Below are 14538 nucleotides of genomic sequence, written 5' to 3'. Positions count from 1 at the left end.
CGTGCCAACTTTTGTAAATGTTTAAAAACAACAAAACCCAAGCTGTTTTTACAATTATTCGGAATATTTACTTTGTATCCGTTTGCAAATGTCAAATTTATTGATAAACTAGTGTATAAAATATTAAACAGTGTAAAAATATTTTTACACTTCAAGGAGACTGCTATGTTTGAATTACCGTCAGTCAAAGAAATAATTGAAAATCATTTTATCCATCTAAACCAAGCAGATAATGAAGACGCCTTAGCGGCGGTTTATTTAAATGATCCCTTCGCTGTATTAGTTGAGGCATTCAAGCAATATCCGGCTGTTGCCGTCAAGGACTCATACGGTCAAACGCTTGGCTGTATCAAAAGTGAACAAATCATTGGTTTTTTGCATGATTCCTACAATCAATTAAAGGCTTTCTATGAAACGGTGATTGACACGATGGATGCTTCTGTCACAGTGGTTGATGCTGGTGAACGTGTCCGCACATGGACACAAGGAGCAGAAAAAATTTTCTCTGTTAAAAAAGATGAGATTATGGGCAAACCAATCATAGAATTCTTTGAACATAAAAATCTAGAAATCTTGGAATCCTTACACAAGGGGAAAAGAATTCGGGGAAAGTACCACCAGGCAAGATCTAATCTATTTGTTCTTATAAATGCAAACCCTGTTTACTTTAATGAAAGTATTATTGGGGCAGTTGTTTCCGAAACCGATGTGACAAGCCAAGTTGTTCTAAATGAAAAATTGTTTAATATGTCAACAGAAGTTCGCCGATTAGAACAGGAGATGGCGAAATACAAGCCTTCAGATCCCTTTAATAGCATTAAAGGGAAAAGTACTGTGATGGAGAAAACGGTGCAACTGGCGAAAAAGGTGTGCACAGTTCGGTCAACTGTATTGATCTTAGGAGAAAGCGGGGTCGGTAAGGAGGTCTTTGCTAAAGCTATTCATGAGACAACCGAAGGGGCTAACGCACCATTTATTTCTATCAACTGCGGAGCTATTCCTGAAACGTTATTTGAAAGCGAATTATTCGGCTATGAACGCGGTGCCTTTTCCGGTGCTGATCATAGAGGAAAAAAAGGAAAAATTGAACTCGCAAAAGGCGGCACTCTATTTCTTGATGAAGTTGGCGAAATGCCTTTAGACATGCAGGTCAAAATGCTTCGAGTGCTTCAGGAAAGAAAGTATTACAAAGTTGGCGGCGAAAAGGAACTGGAAGCTGATTTCCGGGTCATTGCCGCAACCAATAGGGATTTAAAGGAATCAATAAAAGAAGGTCAATTTCGCGAGGATTTATATTATCGGCTCAATGTTGTCAGCTTAAAGCTTCCTCCATTAAGAGAACGCAACGAGGATATCGTTGAACTGATTCATTATTTTTTAAAAGATTTTTCACTGCGCTATCAGCGCCCTATCCATCAGTTTCCACAGGAAGTGATGAAGGAATTGTTTCAATATGATTGGCCAGGCAATGTCCGGGAGCTGCGTAATGTCGTAGAACGTCTTGTTGTTTTTGCTACAGATGGCGTCATTCGAAAAGAATATTTACCATTTCATTCGGGATTGATCCACTCGGCTGGGGCTGATAAGGACACTCAGGAAAACTCTATGGAAATGGACACAGAGATTTTGCCGCTTCAGGAGGAAATGGACCAGTATGAGAAGCAGGTGCTTGAAAAAGCATTGACATTAACCCATGGCAACAAATTAGAATGCGCGAAAAAACTGAGAATCACCCGAGCGACCCTCTACAATCGTCTAAAACGCCTCGGCTTAGGCTAATTTTAAATAAGAGCTTCAAAGTTGGTACGATTCTTGCATTATATTTTTACATATAATTAAAGAGGGGGATTTTCCAAATGACTAACAAAGAAGCACTTGTGATCTGTCGTTGTGAAGAAGTTACCTATGGTCAGCTTTTCGCAACAGCGGATGAATATCAATGCACAGCCAGGGAACTAAAGCTTAGAACAAGAGCAGGAATGGGTTTCTGCGGAGGACGTACTTGCCGAGTAACGGTCGATCGGATCATTGATAGTGTCGTACCGGATAAAAAAGAAGCCGAAATCCCACTTAAATATCAGCCTCCAATTCGCCCTGTAACTTTTGGAACAGTAGGTGAAAATAATGACTAGAATTATAGATCATCCTATTTTAGGAAAATTAGACGATAGAAAAAAGATTCCTTTCTCATTTGATGGAAAAGAATATGAAGCACATGAAAATGAAACAATCGCAGCAGCCATGCTGGCAAACGGTGTGAGAACACTGCGTGTTCATGAGGAAGGCGGAACACCAAGAGGGTTCTACTGCAATATCGGTCATTGCATGGAATGCCGTGTAAATGTAAACGGTCAGGCCAATGTAAGAGCTTGTTTAACTGTTGTGAAGGAAAATATGGTTATTAACAGTGGGAAACAGCATCCTAATATTGTTAAAAGGATGGTGGAGAAGCAATGATAGATGTAATCGTAATTGGAGCTGGACCAGCTGGTTTAGCTGGTGCCATATCCTGTGCTGAAAATGGCTTAAAAGTAACCGTCATTGATGAATTTGTTAGACCAGGTGGCAGATTACTCGGCCAATTACACCAGGAACCGTCTGGTGAATGGTGGAATGGAATAAAAGAATCAGAGCGTCTGCACAATGAAGCTCAAAAACTATCAGTAGATATCCGCTGCGGCGTTTCTGTATACAACCTAGAAAAAGATGAGGTTTCATGGAATGTTCATACCAATATAGGAACACTAACAGCTCCTTATGTGCTAGTGGCAACTGGTGCAGCTGAGTTTCCAATTCCTGTGCCAGGTTGGACTCTGCCAGGCGTTATGTCCATTGGCGCTGCACAGGTCATGACCAATGTACATCGTGTCGAGGTCGGAAAAAAAGGCATCATCATTGGTGCAAACATTCTAGCATTTGCGATTTTAAACGAGCTGCAATTAGCTGGAATTAATGTGGAACGCATTGTTTTACCTGAAAAGAGCCCGCTAAGCAAAAATGCCGGAGAACCAGAGGAAGTCATGAAGTCGCTTCTAAATGCAGCCCATCTTGCTCCGTCAGCAATGTTGCGTTTTGGCAGCGGCTTTATGAAGAATGAAGGATTCCGCAAATTAGCAATGAAGTTTTTCCCTAAGAGCGGTGTTAAGGTAAATGGCACACCATTGCAACTTAGAAAAGCAGCTCTTGAAATTCTTGGCAATGAGCACGTAGAAGGCGTCCTCACTGCAGATATTGATGAGAATGGAAATGTAATCAAAGGTACAGAAAAAGTATATGAAGCCGATTTCGTATGTATCGCAGGCGGCTTGTACCCATTAGCAGAGCTTACAGCGGTTGCGGGTTGCCCATTCGAATACATTCCGGAACTAGGTGGACATGTTCCGCATCATTCTGAAAAAATGGAAACTCCACTCGAAGGATTATTTGTTGCTGGAAATATCACTGGTATCGAAAGCGGGAAAATCGCCATGGCCCAAGGAACAACAGCCGGCATTTCGATTGCTAAACACGCTGGAAAAGGTAGCACTGTTATCAACGAAAAGCTTGAACAGGCAATGAAGAACGTTCATACTGTCCGTCAAAACGCTGCCATCCAATTTAATCCTGAAATTGCAAAAGGACGCAGGAAAATCTATGAGCTTTGGGACGATCTTTATAGGAATGAACAGGATTCCTTACAGGAGATCGGATGAATAAAGTGATTCTGGAATTACGAGCATATACTTACCATTGCTTCTCTCCTGCCCGCTGACAAAACAATCTAACCGACATAGTTAAAATTAACAGAACCCACCACGCCTCTTAACAATGCGGACAAAGGTGGGTCATTTTGTTTTTAGAAGAATGTACAAGAGGATGTCTTTCTCTAATAAAACTTAAGTTCTTTTGTAGTTGTTAGTTTGATTGGGTATCTTACAGCTAATTTTTTGTATTCATCTTCTGTAACTTCTTCAAAACCTGCTATGGACGATGTACAATCTTCTAAAACATAAATTATATAATCATTGTGATTGACCTTCTCAAACTCTTCTACAATCTGTTTAACCGTCTCTAGAACACAGTGAGACTTTGCCTCCCCACCAATAACTATCCTTTTATAATTCTGCAATTGACTTAGCAAATTTTTGTCTGTTAAATCTGTTTTTGAATATTCGGGTTTCACTATTCCATACATTTCGGATATAGGATTTAACCCTTTTGTCACGTAGTGTACATCCCTCTCTTTGTACAAAGAAAAAGCAAATAACAAATTAGATAATTGCGTTTCAATTGCAGCACCAAATGTACCTTGGAGACAATGGTAACTCCAAATGATTAAGGATTTCTTTCCAGTTGCCTCAAGTTCACGTAGATACTCTATACTTTCTTTTTCTTGGTAAAGGGGGCTCCAATTACCTTCCAACACATCTTGATAGGTAATAACAGTAAAGGGCTCTGGGTTCTGTCCTTTATCATTCACCCACCAAGCAGGATGAAATATTTGCTTCGGCTGATGAATATCTAAGCTCATAAATATGTCATCAATCACATCAATATATTCATAAACAAACTTGGCAAAGTTTCTTACGTCTTGATAAGAGTTTGCAACACCTAAATTCCCTTCTTCCAAGAAATCATTTTGAAAATCAATACCTATTACAGCCACTTCTTTATTAATTGTTGGATGAGACTTTAAACGTGCTAAATTCGGTTTATTTGTATTCGCTTTCCCTACTAGGTTAACATCAAATATTTCTTCAAATAAAATATTCAATTAGTTCACTCTCCTTAAAAACCCAATGTTATTAACTTCTTCACTTTGCGCCGCCCTTCAACAAATTTTTTGCCCATGATACAAAATATTCTAGGGCTCTTACACTTTTTCCTTTTTTAAAAAGCTTTGTTATAACTGTTTGTTGATTGCAATATTATAGCGTCCTTTTAAAAGAAAAAGCCCGTCCCAATGGAACGAACTTTCTTAACTATATCTTTTCCCTGCTTCCCAATCTGTTGGGCGGTCATTCGGGCGAATATCTTCAAGTGGCACAAACACCTCTAGGTGGCGATAGAGGTTTTCAAACTCAGCCGGTAACAATCCGCCAAATTCCCCATCCAAGTTTAACTGAACTTTTTCCGTCGCATGAACTTTAATCCGGTTTGCCTGTGTATAAATGACATTTGGATCATGAATATGCTCCCCTCGAAGAGCTAAGGTAGCTATCCGAATAAATTCAGCAAGATTTGTCTTCTTCAAGATCAGAAGCGAAAATAATCCATCGTTAATGGAGGCATCGGGTGCTAGTTTTTCAAAGCCGCCAATGGAATTGGTCAGCCCGACAAGAAACAGCATCGCTTCGCCTTCAAATAACTTCCCATCATACTCAATCGACACCTTCGACGGTTTAATGGAAGGAAGCATTTCCATCCCTTTTAAATAATAAGCCAATTGACCGAGCATTGTTTTTAATTTACTTGGTACTTCGTATGTAATCTCGGTGATTCTACCGCCGCCAGCAATATTAATAAAATACCGATCATTGATGCGCCCAATATCGACTGGAATCATTTCCCCTTTAGTAATGATATCTACTGCCGCTCCAATTTCTCTTGGAATTTGCAGAGCACGGGCAAAATCATTCGTCGTTCCTGCAGGAATAATCCCTAATTTTGGACGATATTCCTGCTCAGCGAGACCGTTAACCACTTCATGAATAGTTCCGTCACCGCCAGCTGCAATAACAATATCATACTTTCGCTCAACAGCTATCCGTGCTGCTTCCGTCGCATCCCCTGCACCTGTAGTCGCGTGACATGATGCTTCATATCCAGCCATTTCTAGCTTTTGAAGAATCTCTGGAAGATTCCGCTTTAGAATTTCACGTCCTGAGGTAGGATTGTAAATCAGTCTTGCTCTTTTCATCGTTTCATCATCCTATTTTTGAAATCAACATCGGTAATAGCTATCCGCTCACTTCAATATTCTACCAATTATTATTCTTACTTACAAACTTCAAGACATGCGTATATACTAAATTACCTTCAAACATCCATCTTATATCATAACGTTTTTTTATAAATTTGCAAAAATAGACTCAAGATTTTTTTACTGATTCGTTTGCAGACTAATATCATAGGCATCCGTAATACTGATGTGGTACTTTCCTTCGCCAGACTGATAAACAGCATCTTTCCGGCCGTTATCTATTCCATCAGCCGTCTTCACCTCTGACACTTTCCAGTCTCCATCTTTCCCTCTTACCTCACCCACACCCACTGCAGCAATCTTTAAATTACTTTTTGCGGGTACATCAATCGCAAGGGATGAAGCTCTCTCGATACTCCAATCGTTCACAAGAGAGCGTGGTTTTAAGATAAGTGAATTATCACTGCCGATCACTTCAAGCTTCACATCATTTGGAATCAACAGCGTCGCCGCAACCTCTCCATTTGCATGGAATGGACCAATTTCGTTAGGAAGTGACTTCATGCTTAAATAAAGTGTATCCCCCTTTTGATTAGCGGAAACCATATCCTCTGCATTTTTTAAAAGTTCTCCTTTTTTGGAGGTTTGCACCCGATAGGTGCCGAACATCGAAACCTGTTTTTCATTAGTGGACTCGACCGTCATCTGATGGTCAACCGTCCTAACCACCACTCGTTTGATACTATCATTCATTTGATAGGAAAAAGCAGGCAATTCAAACGAGCGCTCTTCCCTTGCCATCACTTCTTCCGCTTTATCCAAGATGCCTGTCGTACTGACGATAGCAAATGCAATTCCCGCCATTCCGATGACACCTACAAAGAAGATACTAAGGAAATCATACTTTAGCATCGGCTTTTCCTGTCGCGACAAAAATAGGTAAAGGAGAATCTCTATCCCGAGCACGACCAATAATAGCGGCCACCAAGCCGTCATCACTTGGACAAGTTCTAACCCCAAAAACTTTGAAAAGAAGAGAAAGAGGCCAAGAAATACAAGCGAGGCCCCCATTGAAAATGTCCCAACACGCCAAGTTCTCATGCTTCAATCCCACCCTTTCTTTTTCTAAAAAGGAACCCAATCCCCAATCCGATGATTGCTGCGCCAGCAATGGCTTTTCCCCACTTACTCATGCTTTTTTGCCTCCCGTTTTTGTTTGCTCCCAGATAAAAGCTTAATTCCCCCGCCAATCAACAAGATACAAACAAGCCCTGTTTGAAGATATCCTTGTACCCAATACATTACATCGATTTTTACCAGCCTGTTAAGGAAGGATGAAAAGGCAGGCAGCAAGACGTTCATCACTAGATAGTAAAGCCCCATTAAGACTAGGCCAATCCCAACCCATTTTTGATGATTAATGAAATACGCAATAATTGGGACATCTTCAATCGTTTCTTCGCCGTACCTTGATACCTTTTGCATCGCATCAAAAAAACTATAAAACCAGATAATCGGAATTAAAAATAAGAAGATCCCAAGTCGTAACGTATCTAAAATATAAATAGAAAACAGAAACGCGGCCATTAATTGGATTCCGCGGCGCTGTAAGCCAAGATACAAATGTCCTGCTCCTGGAAAAATGGCAAGAAAGGTGGCAATCGATTTGCTCTTTTTACCATCTTCACGGCGCATCTCAAAGTCTTCAAATATTGTACGGTCAACAAGTTCCTCTCCGCGTTGTTTTTTGTTTACCTGCTGGACGGCATCAAAAAATCCATACACCCAGATAATTGGGAGAGCGGCCAGAAAGACCATAAATTCAGCTCGGTTGGATAAGGCTGTCACAAATATGACCATGACTCCTAATCCTAGGAATGTCGCCAAAAGCGTTAATCCCCTGGTCATTAATCCAATTTGGAAGTGGCCTAAGCCCGGTATAAATGATAGAACAATCGTATAAAACCGTTCTGAATCTTGGGTAGCCTGGTTCGGCTGCCCTTCTAGATTAACTGACTTCAGAGCCTTCTTATGCTTGGAAACCTGCACCCCCATATCAATAAAACTGACAAGATAAAGGAATATTCCTAACATAAAGGTCACGATAGCAACTTCCTCGTTATTTGTTAATAACCCAATAACAGTGACGAACGCCAAGCCAATCACAGTCAATAGATAAAGTACGCCGCGAAACATATTACCGAAATAAATATGGCCTAGACCCGGAAATAGGGACAAGGTCAATGCCTTTGTCGGATTTTTCATTTCTTATTTGCCTCCTTTTTTTCTAGTGAATCCATCCATGCAAAAGTTTTATTAATAACGCCCTCCGTCACCGAAGGCTTCTTTTCCTGAATTTGCGGCTTATCAATCGAATTCGCATACGCCGCTAGCGACTGAAAGACCCCTGAAAAAGTTAATAATAATGTCGCAGCCGCGGCCAATAAATAATGAAACACCGCTTGCTGATAAAAAGGTTTTTCCTTCATTTTGGTGTCAATTTTGGTGTCAGGCACCGAAGGAACTATTGAGATAGTGTTTAGGTTTCTAACGGTGTCAGGCACCATAGTTTTCTGCTTCGAAACCTCTGCCATGACCAATTCGGTAAAGCCACTGCTGTCTGAGAGAGTTGGAAGGGATGGTTCACCGGCTTCTACAGCTAGTAAATATTGGGTAAGGCATTGATCACACGTGTATAAATGGTTTTCTAAGTCCTCTTTGGTCTTCTCATTGACTTCGTCATTAACGTATTGCAACCACTCTTCAAAACTGTAATGCTTCATGAAAAATCATCCTCCTTCCAATTCTTTCTCATCCAATGACGGGCCCGGTACAGCTTCGTTTCAATTGTTTTCACCTGTACATTTTGTTCGTCAGCCATTTGCTGATAGCTCTTTTCAGCGATGTAAAATCCGTATATCACATCACGGTAATTTTCGGGCAGTTCATCAAGCTTTTTCCTAACGAGCCTTCTCCGGTCTAGTTCGAAAATCTCTTTCTCCACACTGTCTTTCGGCGACCCTGCTGACTGCTGCTCGAGGTCTTCTGCCACTTCCTCTCGTCTTCTCACCTGTTTTCGTTTTACATCTATCGCATGATTAACCGCAATTCGCGTTATCCACGTTTTAAATCCTTGATTTTGGTATTGGGGGAGAGAAGTATAGATTTTCATAAATACTTCCTGTGCAGCATCTTCTGCTTCCTTTTGGTCACGAAGCACAGCAAAGATGGTCCGGAACACATCGTTGCTGTATTTCTCAACCAAAAGTCGAAAAGCCTGGTCACTGCCGTCCAGCACATTTTCTATTAAGGCTGTATCATTAATCGTTCTCTCCCCCTTTCTTTTTTTTGTTTCTACATAATAGACGAGAGGATCGAAACCTACCCCTACACTATTTTTAAAAAAATTTTTTTCAATTCTCTTCATCATACCATGAGATTGAACCTAAAAACCGTGCGGGCAGCGCCCGCACGGTGTTATCATATATAAAAGGAGATTACTCTTTAATTTCCAATCCTAACAGCCTCGCAAATCCTATCGCCTGATCGGCAGAAACCTTGCAACCGGCCACACTATCCAGTGATAGATTTAAACGGTTAAACGTACAAGTACTCAGGTCCACACCAGACAATGTCGTTCCAGTAAAGTTCACATCATCTAGATCGCAATCTTTAAAGTCAAGTTTATTAAATTTAGCTTCGTAAAAATCTGCACTGCGAAGGGAGCAATTCTCAAACTTCATTTCCTTCAAGTCGGCATAACCAAACGAACCCATATTCAGATTGCAGTTTTCAAACAAGACATTTCTAAGGGTAGCATCTGCAAGATTTAATCCTAATAGTTTGCAGTCACGAAACTCGACCCGATGGATGATTCCATCCGTAAAATCCACATTGGATAGATCGCATCGTTCAAAAATCACATCGGTTAATTGAACAAAGCGAAACGATCCATCGAGGAAGGTCACATTTTTAAATACCACCTCTTCGAATCTCACTTTTTCAACCTCCTCTTGGGAGATCGAACAGTCGCTAATGATCGCCATGTTAATATATGAATCTTCTCTATCGTTATAATCAAATGGAGTTAAATTGGAGGGCATTTTCGGTTTTTGAATTTTTAGCTTCTGACTCAAATCGATCATCCTTTTCATGGGTATTAAAGGTATTTCATCTCAATAGAAGAACTAGACGGCCCATTAAGGCCACCGGAATATCTGCTCAAGAACTTGCATAAGTATTAGCAACTTGGCCGAAATAAATCTATACCATCTCTCAAATGCTCCCTTTTCTTTACAGAAACTGAGAATTCAACAAAATACTACCACTGATATATGATAAAATCTATTAATAATGCAATTTTACTAAAATAATAGCCAAGGGAATGATGCATATGTTGTGGTTGTTGCTTTTGGCTTCCTATTTAATCGGAAGCGTTCCCACAGCTTTGATTGTGGGCAAGTTGATCTTTGGAGTGGATATCCGCGAACATGGCAGTAAAAATCCAGGGGCCACCAATACCCTAAGGGTTCTTGGTAAGAAGTCTGCCATTTTCGTCCTGATTATTGATATTGCAAAAGGGGCTTTGGCAGCATCCCTTCCTATGTACTTTAACTTAGACGCAAATCCCCTTTATTTTGGCCTCACAGCTGTTGTTGGTCATTGCTTTCCAATTTTTGCGGGCTTCAAAGGCGGAAAGGCAATCGCAACCACCGCCGGGGCTTTGTTAATCGCCAATGTCTATCTCCTGATCATCGCGTATGTTGCTTTCTTTTTAGTTATCTTTATAACTAAGTATGTATTCTTTGGCTCCATTACGGTTGGCATTAGTCTTCTCATCTATTCTTTAGTATCTTCTAAGCTCGAAATGGAACTTATCTTTATATTTTTCTCGCTATTCTTGATTTATTTGCATCGCTCCAACATCCGAAATTTTATTTTGGGCATCGAGCCCAAAATAAATGATAAAAATTTGATCAATGACCGCATCCCGCCAAAGGGCGGCGGCTTTAAAATGTAATTAAAAAGATCCCCTCGAGTCAAGATACAATGACCAGGGGATCCTCTTTTTTATTTTAAAAGTGTCGCCAGGATACTATTGGCAACGGTTTGCCAAATGGAGGCATCTCTTTGATAGGTTGCTCTAAGGCTCTTAAACAATTCTGTTTGTTTCGCTTGAAAATCCTCTGCGTCCTTTTCTGGCAAGGCAGCACGCTTTTCCATTACGAAAGCCTGCAACTCAGGTGCTCTTGGCCCCCAGACACCAACCTCATTTCCTTCTTCATTAATAAAAATAAAAATAGGAATGGCTCTCGACGTGCCATTGGTTAAGTATTGGTCCATTAACTCCAAATTCGAGTCGCGGAGCACAAAACGAACTTCTATCCCAGCCGCTTCAGCTATTTTCAGCAAAATGGGGTTATTCAGCATCGCATCGCCGCACCAATCTTCTGATAGAACAATCGCACGTAAGTTTTGCGGCCTTAATGCCTCGAGCCGATTCTTATCCTCTTCCGTTAAGGTGAAGCCCTCATAGATCGTAAGCATTTCCTCTTTATTGGTAGTCATAGCATTTATGTACCCATCAACAGTCAATCCTTTTTGAAACCATTGGTTTAAATCCATTTTTTCTGCACCTCTCTCATTTTCTCCTATGATAGTCGTTTTAAGAACTTGTTACAATAGAACTGCTTATGGAAAACACCATTGTTATACTACAAGCATTTTTTCCTATTTCAAAAAAACTATATTTTTACACTAGTAATAGAAATTTATAGTTGATAGAATATTTTATATATAGAAAATATTATTATAAATATTTTCTACGATAAGACAATCAAGGAGGAAACCTATGTCTAATGAATCACTACAACTACTTTCGATTGGAATCTATATTGCCGCTATGCTTTTTATCGGTTGGTACTCTTATCGAAAGACTAGCAATCTTACAGACTACATGCTTGGAGGGCGGTCTTTAGGACCCGCTGTAACTGCTTTAAGTGCAGGGGCAGCTGATATGAGCGGATGGCTTCTAATGGGATTACCCGGCGGAATTTATGTAACCGGTTTAGCAGATGCGTGGATTGCCGTTGGCTTAACAATTGGAGCTTATCTTAACTGGCTATTGGTGGCACCTCGCTTGCGTTCTTACACACAAGTGGCCAATGATTCAATCACGATTCCAAGCTACCTAGAGAACCGTTTTAAAGACAACACAAAACTACTCCGTATTGTTTCAGGTATTGTTATTCTTATTTTCTTTACTTTCTATGTTTCATCAGGAATGGTTTCTGGAGCTGTCTTTTTTGAAAGTTCATTTGGCACAAGCTACCATACCGGACTTCTTATTGTTGGCGGTGTTACGGTTGCCTACACCTTATTTGGTGGATTCTTGGCGGTAAGCTATACAGACTTTATTCAAGGTTTAATGATGTTGATCGCCCTTGCTCTTGTTCCAGCAATTGGTATCTTCCACACAGGAGGCCCTGCTGAAACGATGGAAACGATTCGCGCGATAGACCCAACAAAACTTGATTTATTAAAAGGGACAACCTTTTTAGGCATTATTTCAGCAATGGCCTGGGGGCTTGGCTATTTTGGACAGCCTCACATCATTGTCCGCTTTATGGCAATCAAAACAATTAAAGAAACAAAAAGCGCACGCCGGATTGGAATGGGCTGGATGATTATCTCGCTTATTGGTACGATCTTTACAGGATTTATTGGTATTGCCTTTTTCCATAATAATCCGGAGCATATCTTAAAGAATCCAGAAGCAGTTTTCATTGAATTGAGCCAAATTTTATTCCACCCCCTATTCGCAGGATTTGCTTTAGCTGCCATTCTCGCAGCGATTATGAGTACGATTTCTTCCCAATTAATCGTTACTTCTAGTGCACTTGTTGAAGATTTATACAAAATGGTCATGAACAAAAATGCAAAGGACAAGCAACTGGTCTTCCTAGGGAGAATGGCGGTTCTTCTCGTTTCTGTCATTGCGGCTGCACTAGCATTCAAGCAAAATAGCACCATTTTAGACCTCGTTGCATATGCTTGGGCAGGCTTCGGTGCATCATTCGGACCAGTAATCTTGCTAAGCTTATTCTGGAAAAAGATTACGAATTGGGGCGCCCTTTTCGGGATGATCGTCGGAGCGCTTACCGTTATCATTTGGAAGAATGTCGGCCTTGGTGACACGCTTTATGAAATTGTCCCTGGCTTTGTTTTCAACCTTATTGTCGCTTACATTGTGAGTTTACTGACGTATCGAAAAAATGATGAGATTGAAAAGGAATTTACGGAAAGTGTTCGCTTGTTAAAAAGCGAAAAATAATAATACGCTCGGATCCCATTGATCCGAGCGTATTTAATTAATACCTCGCAGCAGTGCAATATACATGGTCATCCGTGTACCTCACTTTTTTAGATATTCACCTTCCTAAAATCTTACCATTTATTCGTTGCTTTAAACTATCAACTATTCCCCGGTTTGAAGGATAATATGAGTCATTGGGAGAAAATTAGATAGATAATCATTTTTTATGGAGGGATTTGCTCATGGTTCCACAAAGAGTTAGTTTGCTTACAATTGGCGCATATGATTTGCCTGTACTTAGGAAATTTTATCAAACGTTAGGATGGGAGGAAACGGAAATAAGCTCGGACCAATTTGCTGTCTTTAAAACGGCGGGCGTCTTGCTTTCGTTATACCCGATTGCCGAGTTAGCAAAGGATGCCGGCATTGAATTCACACGCTCTCCTGAGAGCTTTCATGGGGTGACCTATTCCATAAACGTAGATCAACAGGAACAAGTTGATACAACGATAGAAACCATTCGTTCAGCAGGGGCAAAAATACTGCGGGAGCCAAGTGATGTCTTCTGGGGCGGACGGATTGCCTATTTCGCTGACCCCGAAAATAACCTCTGGGAAGTTGCTTGGAACCCTACAGCCACTTTTGATGAGCGCGGTGCGATGATATCTTTTTAATTTCTATCATTCTACAAACTTTTCAGCGTTTATTTTGAAAAAACCCCATTATACCGGGGTTAATAGCAAAGTTAATCAAACGTTTGATTAGTAACATTCTAAACTAACCAAACGTTTGATTAGTTAGCCGCGAAGACATATAACTAAAGAGTTTCAGCCCATTATTGTGAAAAACCTTTGTCGAACCAGTTATCATTTTTCACACCAAAAATAAAAAACTTGTCGATACTAAGATTTCCTTAGGGAAATTCTTTTGTTTCGACACCATTCCTGATAATTCCCTACTAACCAAACGTTTGATTAGATACAGGATAAACCCTTTTAAGATATAGGCTTTTTCCCGGGAAATCGAGAAAAGAATGTCGAATTCTGCTCACCAAAATAAAAAGCTGGCAGACTGTATTCTGCCAGCTTCAGATTGTAGACAAAAGGCATTCGATGAGCTTAATCGAATGCCTTTTTATGGTTTTTTTGCTCGTAAGAGCAAAATTTTGACCTTTCCTATACCTTTATCTAGGCCATTTCTGGACTTTTCCATGTCCAGTTGGCCATCTTTTTCAAATTCATGGCAGCAAAAGTAAGCATCGCTTGCATGGACAATTTTTTTAGGCCTCTTAAGGTTGTCCAACGCATACCATGCTTTTCTT

At 40.4% G+C, this 14538-nt stretch carries 16 protein-coding genes; 7 read left to right on the top strand and 9 right to left on the bottom strand.

Annotated elements, in window-relative coordinates:
* The first annotated feature begins 165 nt into the window (after positions 1–165).
* The 4 genes from M3610_RS18490 (at position 166) to M3610_RS18475 (ending at position 3692) form a co-directional block, all read left to right on the top strand.
* Positions 166–1779, top strand: coding sequence for a sigma-54 interaction domain-containing protein (locus M3610_RS18490; protein WP_251461295.1), 1614 nt, complete (start codon positions 166–168; stop codon positions 1777–1779).
* A gap of 77 nt (positions 1780–1856) precedes the next feature.
* Positions 1857–2132: a (2Fe-2S)-binding protein gene (locus M3610_RS18485; RefSeq protein WP_251461294.1), complete on the top strand. Its 276-nt coding sequence runs from the start codon at positions 1857–1859 to the stop codon at positions 2130–2132.
* A complete protein-coding gene (locus tag M3610_RS18480) occupies positions 2125–2457 on the top strand; it encodes a (2Fe-2S)-binding protein (RefSeq protein ID WP_251461293.1) in 333 nt (110 codons plus the stop codon). Before M3610_RS18485 ends, M3610_RS18480 begins: the two co-directional genes overlap by 8 nt.
* Positions 2454–3692 carry an NAD(P)/FAD-dependent oxidoreductase gene (locus M3610_RS18475; protein ID WP_251461292.1) on the top strand — a complete coding sequence of 413 codons (1239 nt, stop codon included), beginning with the start codon at positions 2454–2456 and terminating at the stop codon, positions 3690–3692. Before M3610_RS18480 ends, M3610_RS18475 begins: the two co-directional genes overlap by 4 nt.
* 173 nt (positions 3693–3865) lie before the next feature.
* Here the strand turns inward: M3610_RS18475 and M3610_RS18470 are convergent, their stop codons facing one another.
* The 7 genes from M3610_RS18470 to M3610_RS18440 all read right to left on the bottom strand — a co-directional run bounded on the left by M3610_RS18470 (position 3866) and on the right by M3610_RS18440 (position 10047).
* A complete protein-coding gene (locus M3610_RS18470; protein ID WP_098571051.1) occupies positions 3866–4753 on the bottom strand; it encodes a cysteine hydrolase family protein in 888 nt (295 codons plus the stop codon).
* 204 nt (positions 4754–4957) lie between these two features.
* Positions 4958–5899, bottom strand: a complete 942-nt coding sequence (locus M3610_RS18465) for a diacylglycerol kinase (protein ID WP_098571052.1) — start codon at positions 5897–5899, stop codon at positions 4958–4960.
* Between the two features lie 183 nt (positions 5900–6082).
* Positions 6083–7003 carry a hypothetical protein gene (locus M3610_RS18460; RefSeq protein WP_251461291.1) on the bottom strand — a complete coding sequence of 307 codons (921 nt, stop codon included), beginning with the start codon at positions 7001–7003 and terminating at the stop codon, positions 6083–6085.
* Positions 7004–7087: 84 nt separating this feature from the next.
* Positions 7088–8167 (bottom strand): DUF6677 family protein, encoded by a 1080-nt coding sequence (locus tag M3610_RS18455; protein ID WP_098571054.1) that lies wholly within the window; start codon positions 8165–8167, stop codon positions 7088–7090.
* The gene (locus M3610_RS18450) at positions 8164–8685 is read right to left on the bottom strand and encodes an anti-sigma factor (protein ID WP_251461290.1); all 522 of its coding nucleotides are present in this window, start codon (positions 8683–8685) and stop codon (positions 8164–8166) included. Before M3610_RS18450 ends, M3610_RS18455 begins: the two co-directional genes overlap by 4 nt.
* On the bottom strand, positions 8682–9332 hold the full coding sequence (locus M3610_RS18445) for an RNA polymerase sigma factor (protein ID WP_257148360.1): 651 nt from the start codon (positions 9330–9332) through the stop codon (positions 8682–8684). The genes M3610_RS18450 and M3610_RS18445 overlap by 4 nt, the downstream gene beginning before the upstream one ends.
* A 67-nt stretch (positions 9333–9399) precedes the next feature.
* Complete coding sequence (locus M3610_RS18440) at positions 9400–10047, bottom strand: pentapeptide repeat-containing protein (protein ID WP_098571104.1); 648 nt, start codon at positions 10045–10047, stop codon at positions 9400–9402.
* A 248-nt stretch (positions 10048–10295) separates the two neighbouring features.
* Between M3610_RS18440 and plsY the strand changes: the two genes are divergently transcribed.
* The gene (gene plsY, locus M3610_RS18435; RefSeq protein ID WP_251461289.1) at positions 10296–10922 is read left to right on the top strand and encodes a glycerol-3-phosphate 1-O-acyltransferase PlsY; all 627 of its coding nucleotides are present in this window, start codon (positions 10296–10298) and stop codon (positions 10920–10922) included.
* A 50-nt stretch (positions 10923–10972) separates the two neighbouring features.
* Here plsY and M3610_RS18430 read toward each other — a convergent pair whose 3' ends face one another.
* Positions 10973–11527 carry a thioredoxin family protein gene (locus tag M3610_RS18430; RefSeq protein WP_098571057.1) on the bottom strand — a complete coding sequence of 185 codons (555 nt, stop codon included), beginning with the start codon at positions 11525–11527 and terminating at the stop codon, positions 10973–10975.
* 226 nt (positions 11528–11753) lie between these two features.
* Here M3610_RS18430 and putP point away from each other — a divergent pair, with 226 nt between their 5' ends.
* Positions 11754–13235 (top strand): sodium/proline symporter PutP, encoded by a 1482-nt coding sequence (gene putP, locus M3610_RS18425; protein ID WP_251461288.1) that lies wholly within the window; start codon positions 11754–11756, stop codon positions 13233–13235.
* A gap of 224 nt (positions 13236–13459) precedes the next feature.
* Entirely contained in the window at positions 13460–13891 is a 432-nt protein-coding gene (locus M3610_RS18420; RefSeq protein ID WP_098571059.1) for a VOC family protein, read from the top strand.
* Between the two features lie 513 nt (positions 13892–14404).
* Here the strand turns inward: M3610_RS18420 and M3610_RS18415 are convergent.
* Positions 14405–14538, bottom strand: a 134-nt coding sequence (locus M3610_RS18415) for a transposase (protein WP_251461406.1), incomplete at its 5' end; no start/stop codon positions are given.

The organism is Neobacillus sp. MER 74 (genome assembly GCF_023714155.1).
This window is presented reverse-complemented; position numbering and strand designations above follow the sequence as displayed.

What these genes read in the sequence shown, in the direction of transcription:
- M3610_RS18455 (WP_098571054.1), bottom strand. Translation starts at nt 8,167, where the DNA reads ATGAAAAATCCGACAAAGGCATTGACCTTGTCCCTATTTCCGGGTCTA.
- M3610_RS18430 (WP_098571057.1), bottom strand. Translation starts at nt 11,527, where the DNA reads ATGGATTTAAACCAATGGTTTCAAAAAGGATTGACTGTTGATGGGTAC.
- M3610_RS18490 (WP_251461295.1), top strand. Translation starts at nt 166, where the DNA reads ATGTTTGAATTACCGTCAGTCAAAGAAATAATTGAAAATCATTTTATC.
- M3610_RS18450 (WP_251461290.1), bottom strand. Translation starts at nt 8,685, where the DNA reads ATGAAGCATTACAGTTTTGAAGAGTGGTTGCAATACGTTAATGACGAA.
- M3610_RS18480 (WP_251461293.1), top strand. Translation starts at nt 2,125, where the DNA reads ATGACTAGAATTATAGATCATCCTATTTTAGGAAAATTAGACGATAGA.
- M3610_RS18485 (WP_251461294.1), top strand. Translation starts at nt 1,857, where the DNA reads ATGACTAACAAAGAAGCACTTGTGATCTGTCGTTGTGAAGAAGTTACC.
- M3610_RS18420 (WP_098571059.1), top strand. Translation starts at nt 13,460, where the DNA reads ATGGTTCCACAAAGAGTTAGTTTGCTTACAATTGGCGCATATGATTTG.
- M3610_RS18440 (WP_098571104.1), bottom strand. Translation starts at nt 10,047, where the DNA reads ATGATCGATTTGAGTCAGAAGCTAAAAATTCAAAAACCGAAAATGCCC.
- M3610_RS18475 (WP_251461292.1), top strand. Translation starts at nt 2,454, where the DNA reads ATGATAGATGTAATCGTAATTGGAGCTGGACCAGCTGGTTTAGCTGGT.
- M3610_RS18465 (WP_098571052.1), bottom strand. Translation starts at nt 5,899, where the DNA reads ATGAAAAGAGCAAGACTGATTTACAATCCTACCTCAGGACGTGAAATT.
- plsY (WP_251461289.1), top strand. Translation starts at nt 10,296, where the DNA reads ATGTTGTGGTTGTTGCTTTTGGCTTCCTATTTAATCGGAAGCGTTCCC.
- M3610_RS18460 (WP_251461291.1), bottom strand. Translation starts at nt 7,003, where the DNA reads ATGAGAACTTGGCGTGTTGGGACATTTTCAATGGGGGCCTCGCTTGTA.
- M3610_RS18445 (WP_257148360.1), bottom strand. Translation starts at nt 9,332, where the DNA reads ATGATGAAGAGAATTGAAAAAAATTTTTTTAAAAATAGTGTAGGGGTA.
- putP (WP_251461288.1), top strand. Translation starts at nt 11,754, where the DNA reads ATGTCTAATGAATCACTACAACTACTTTCGATTGGAATCTATATTGCC.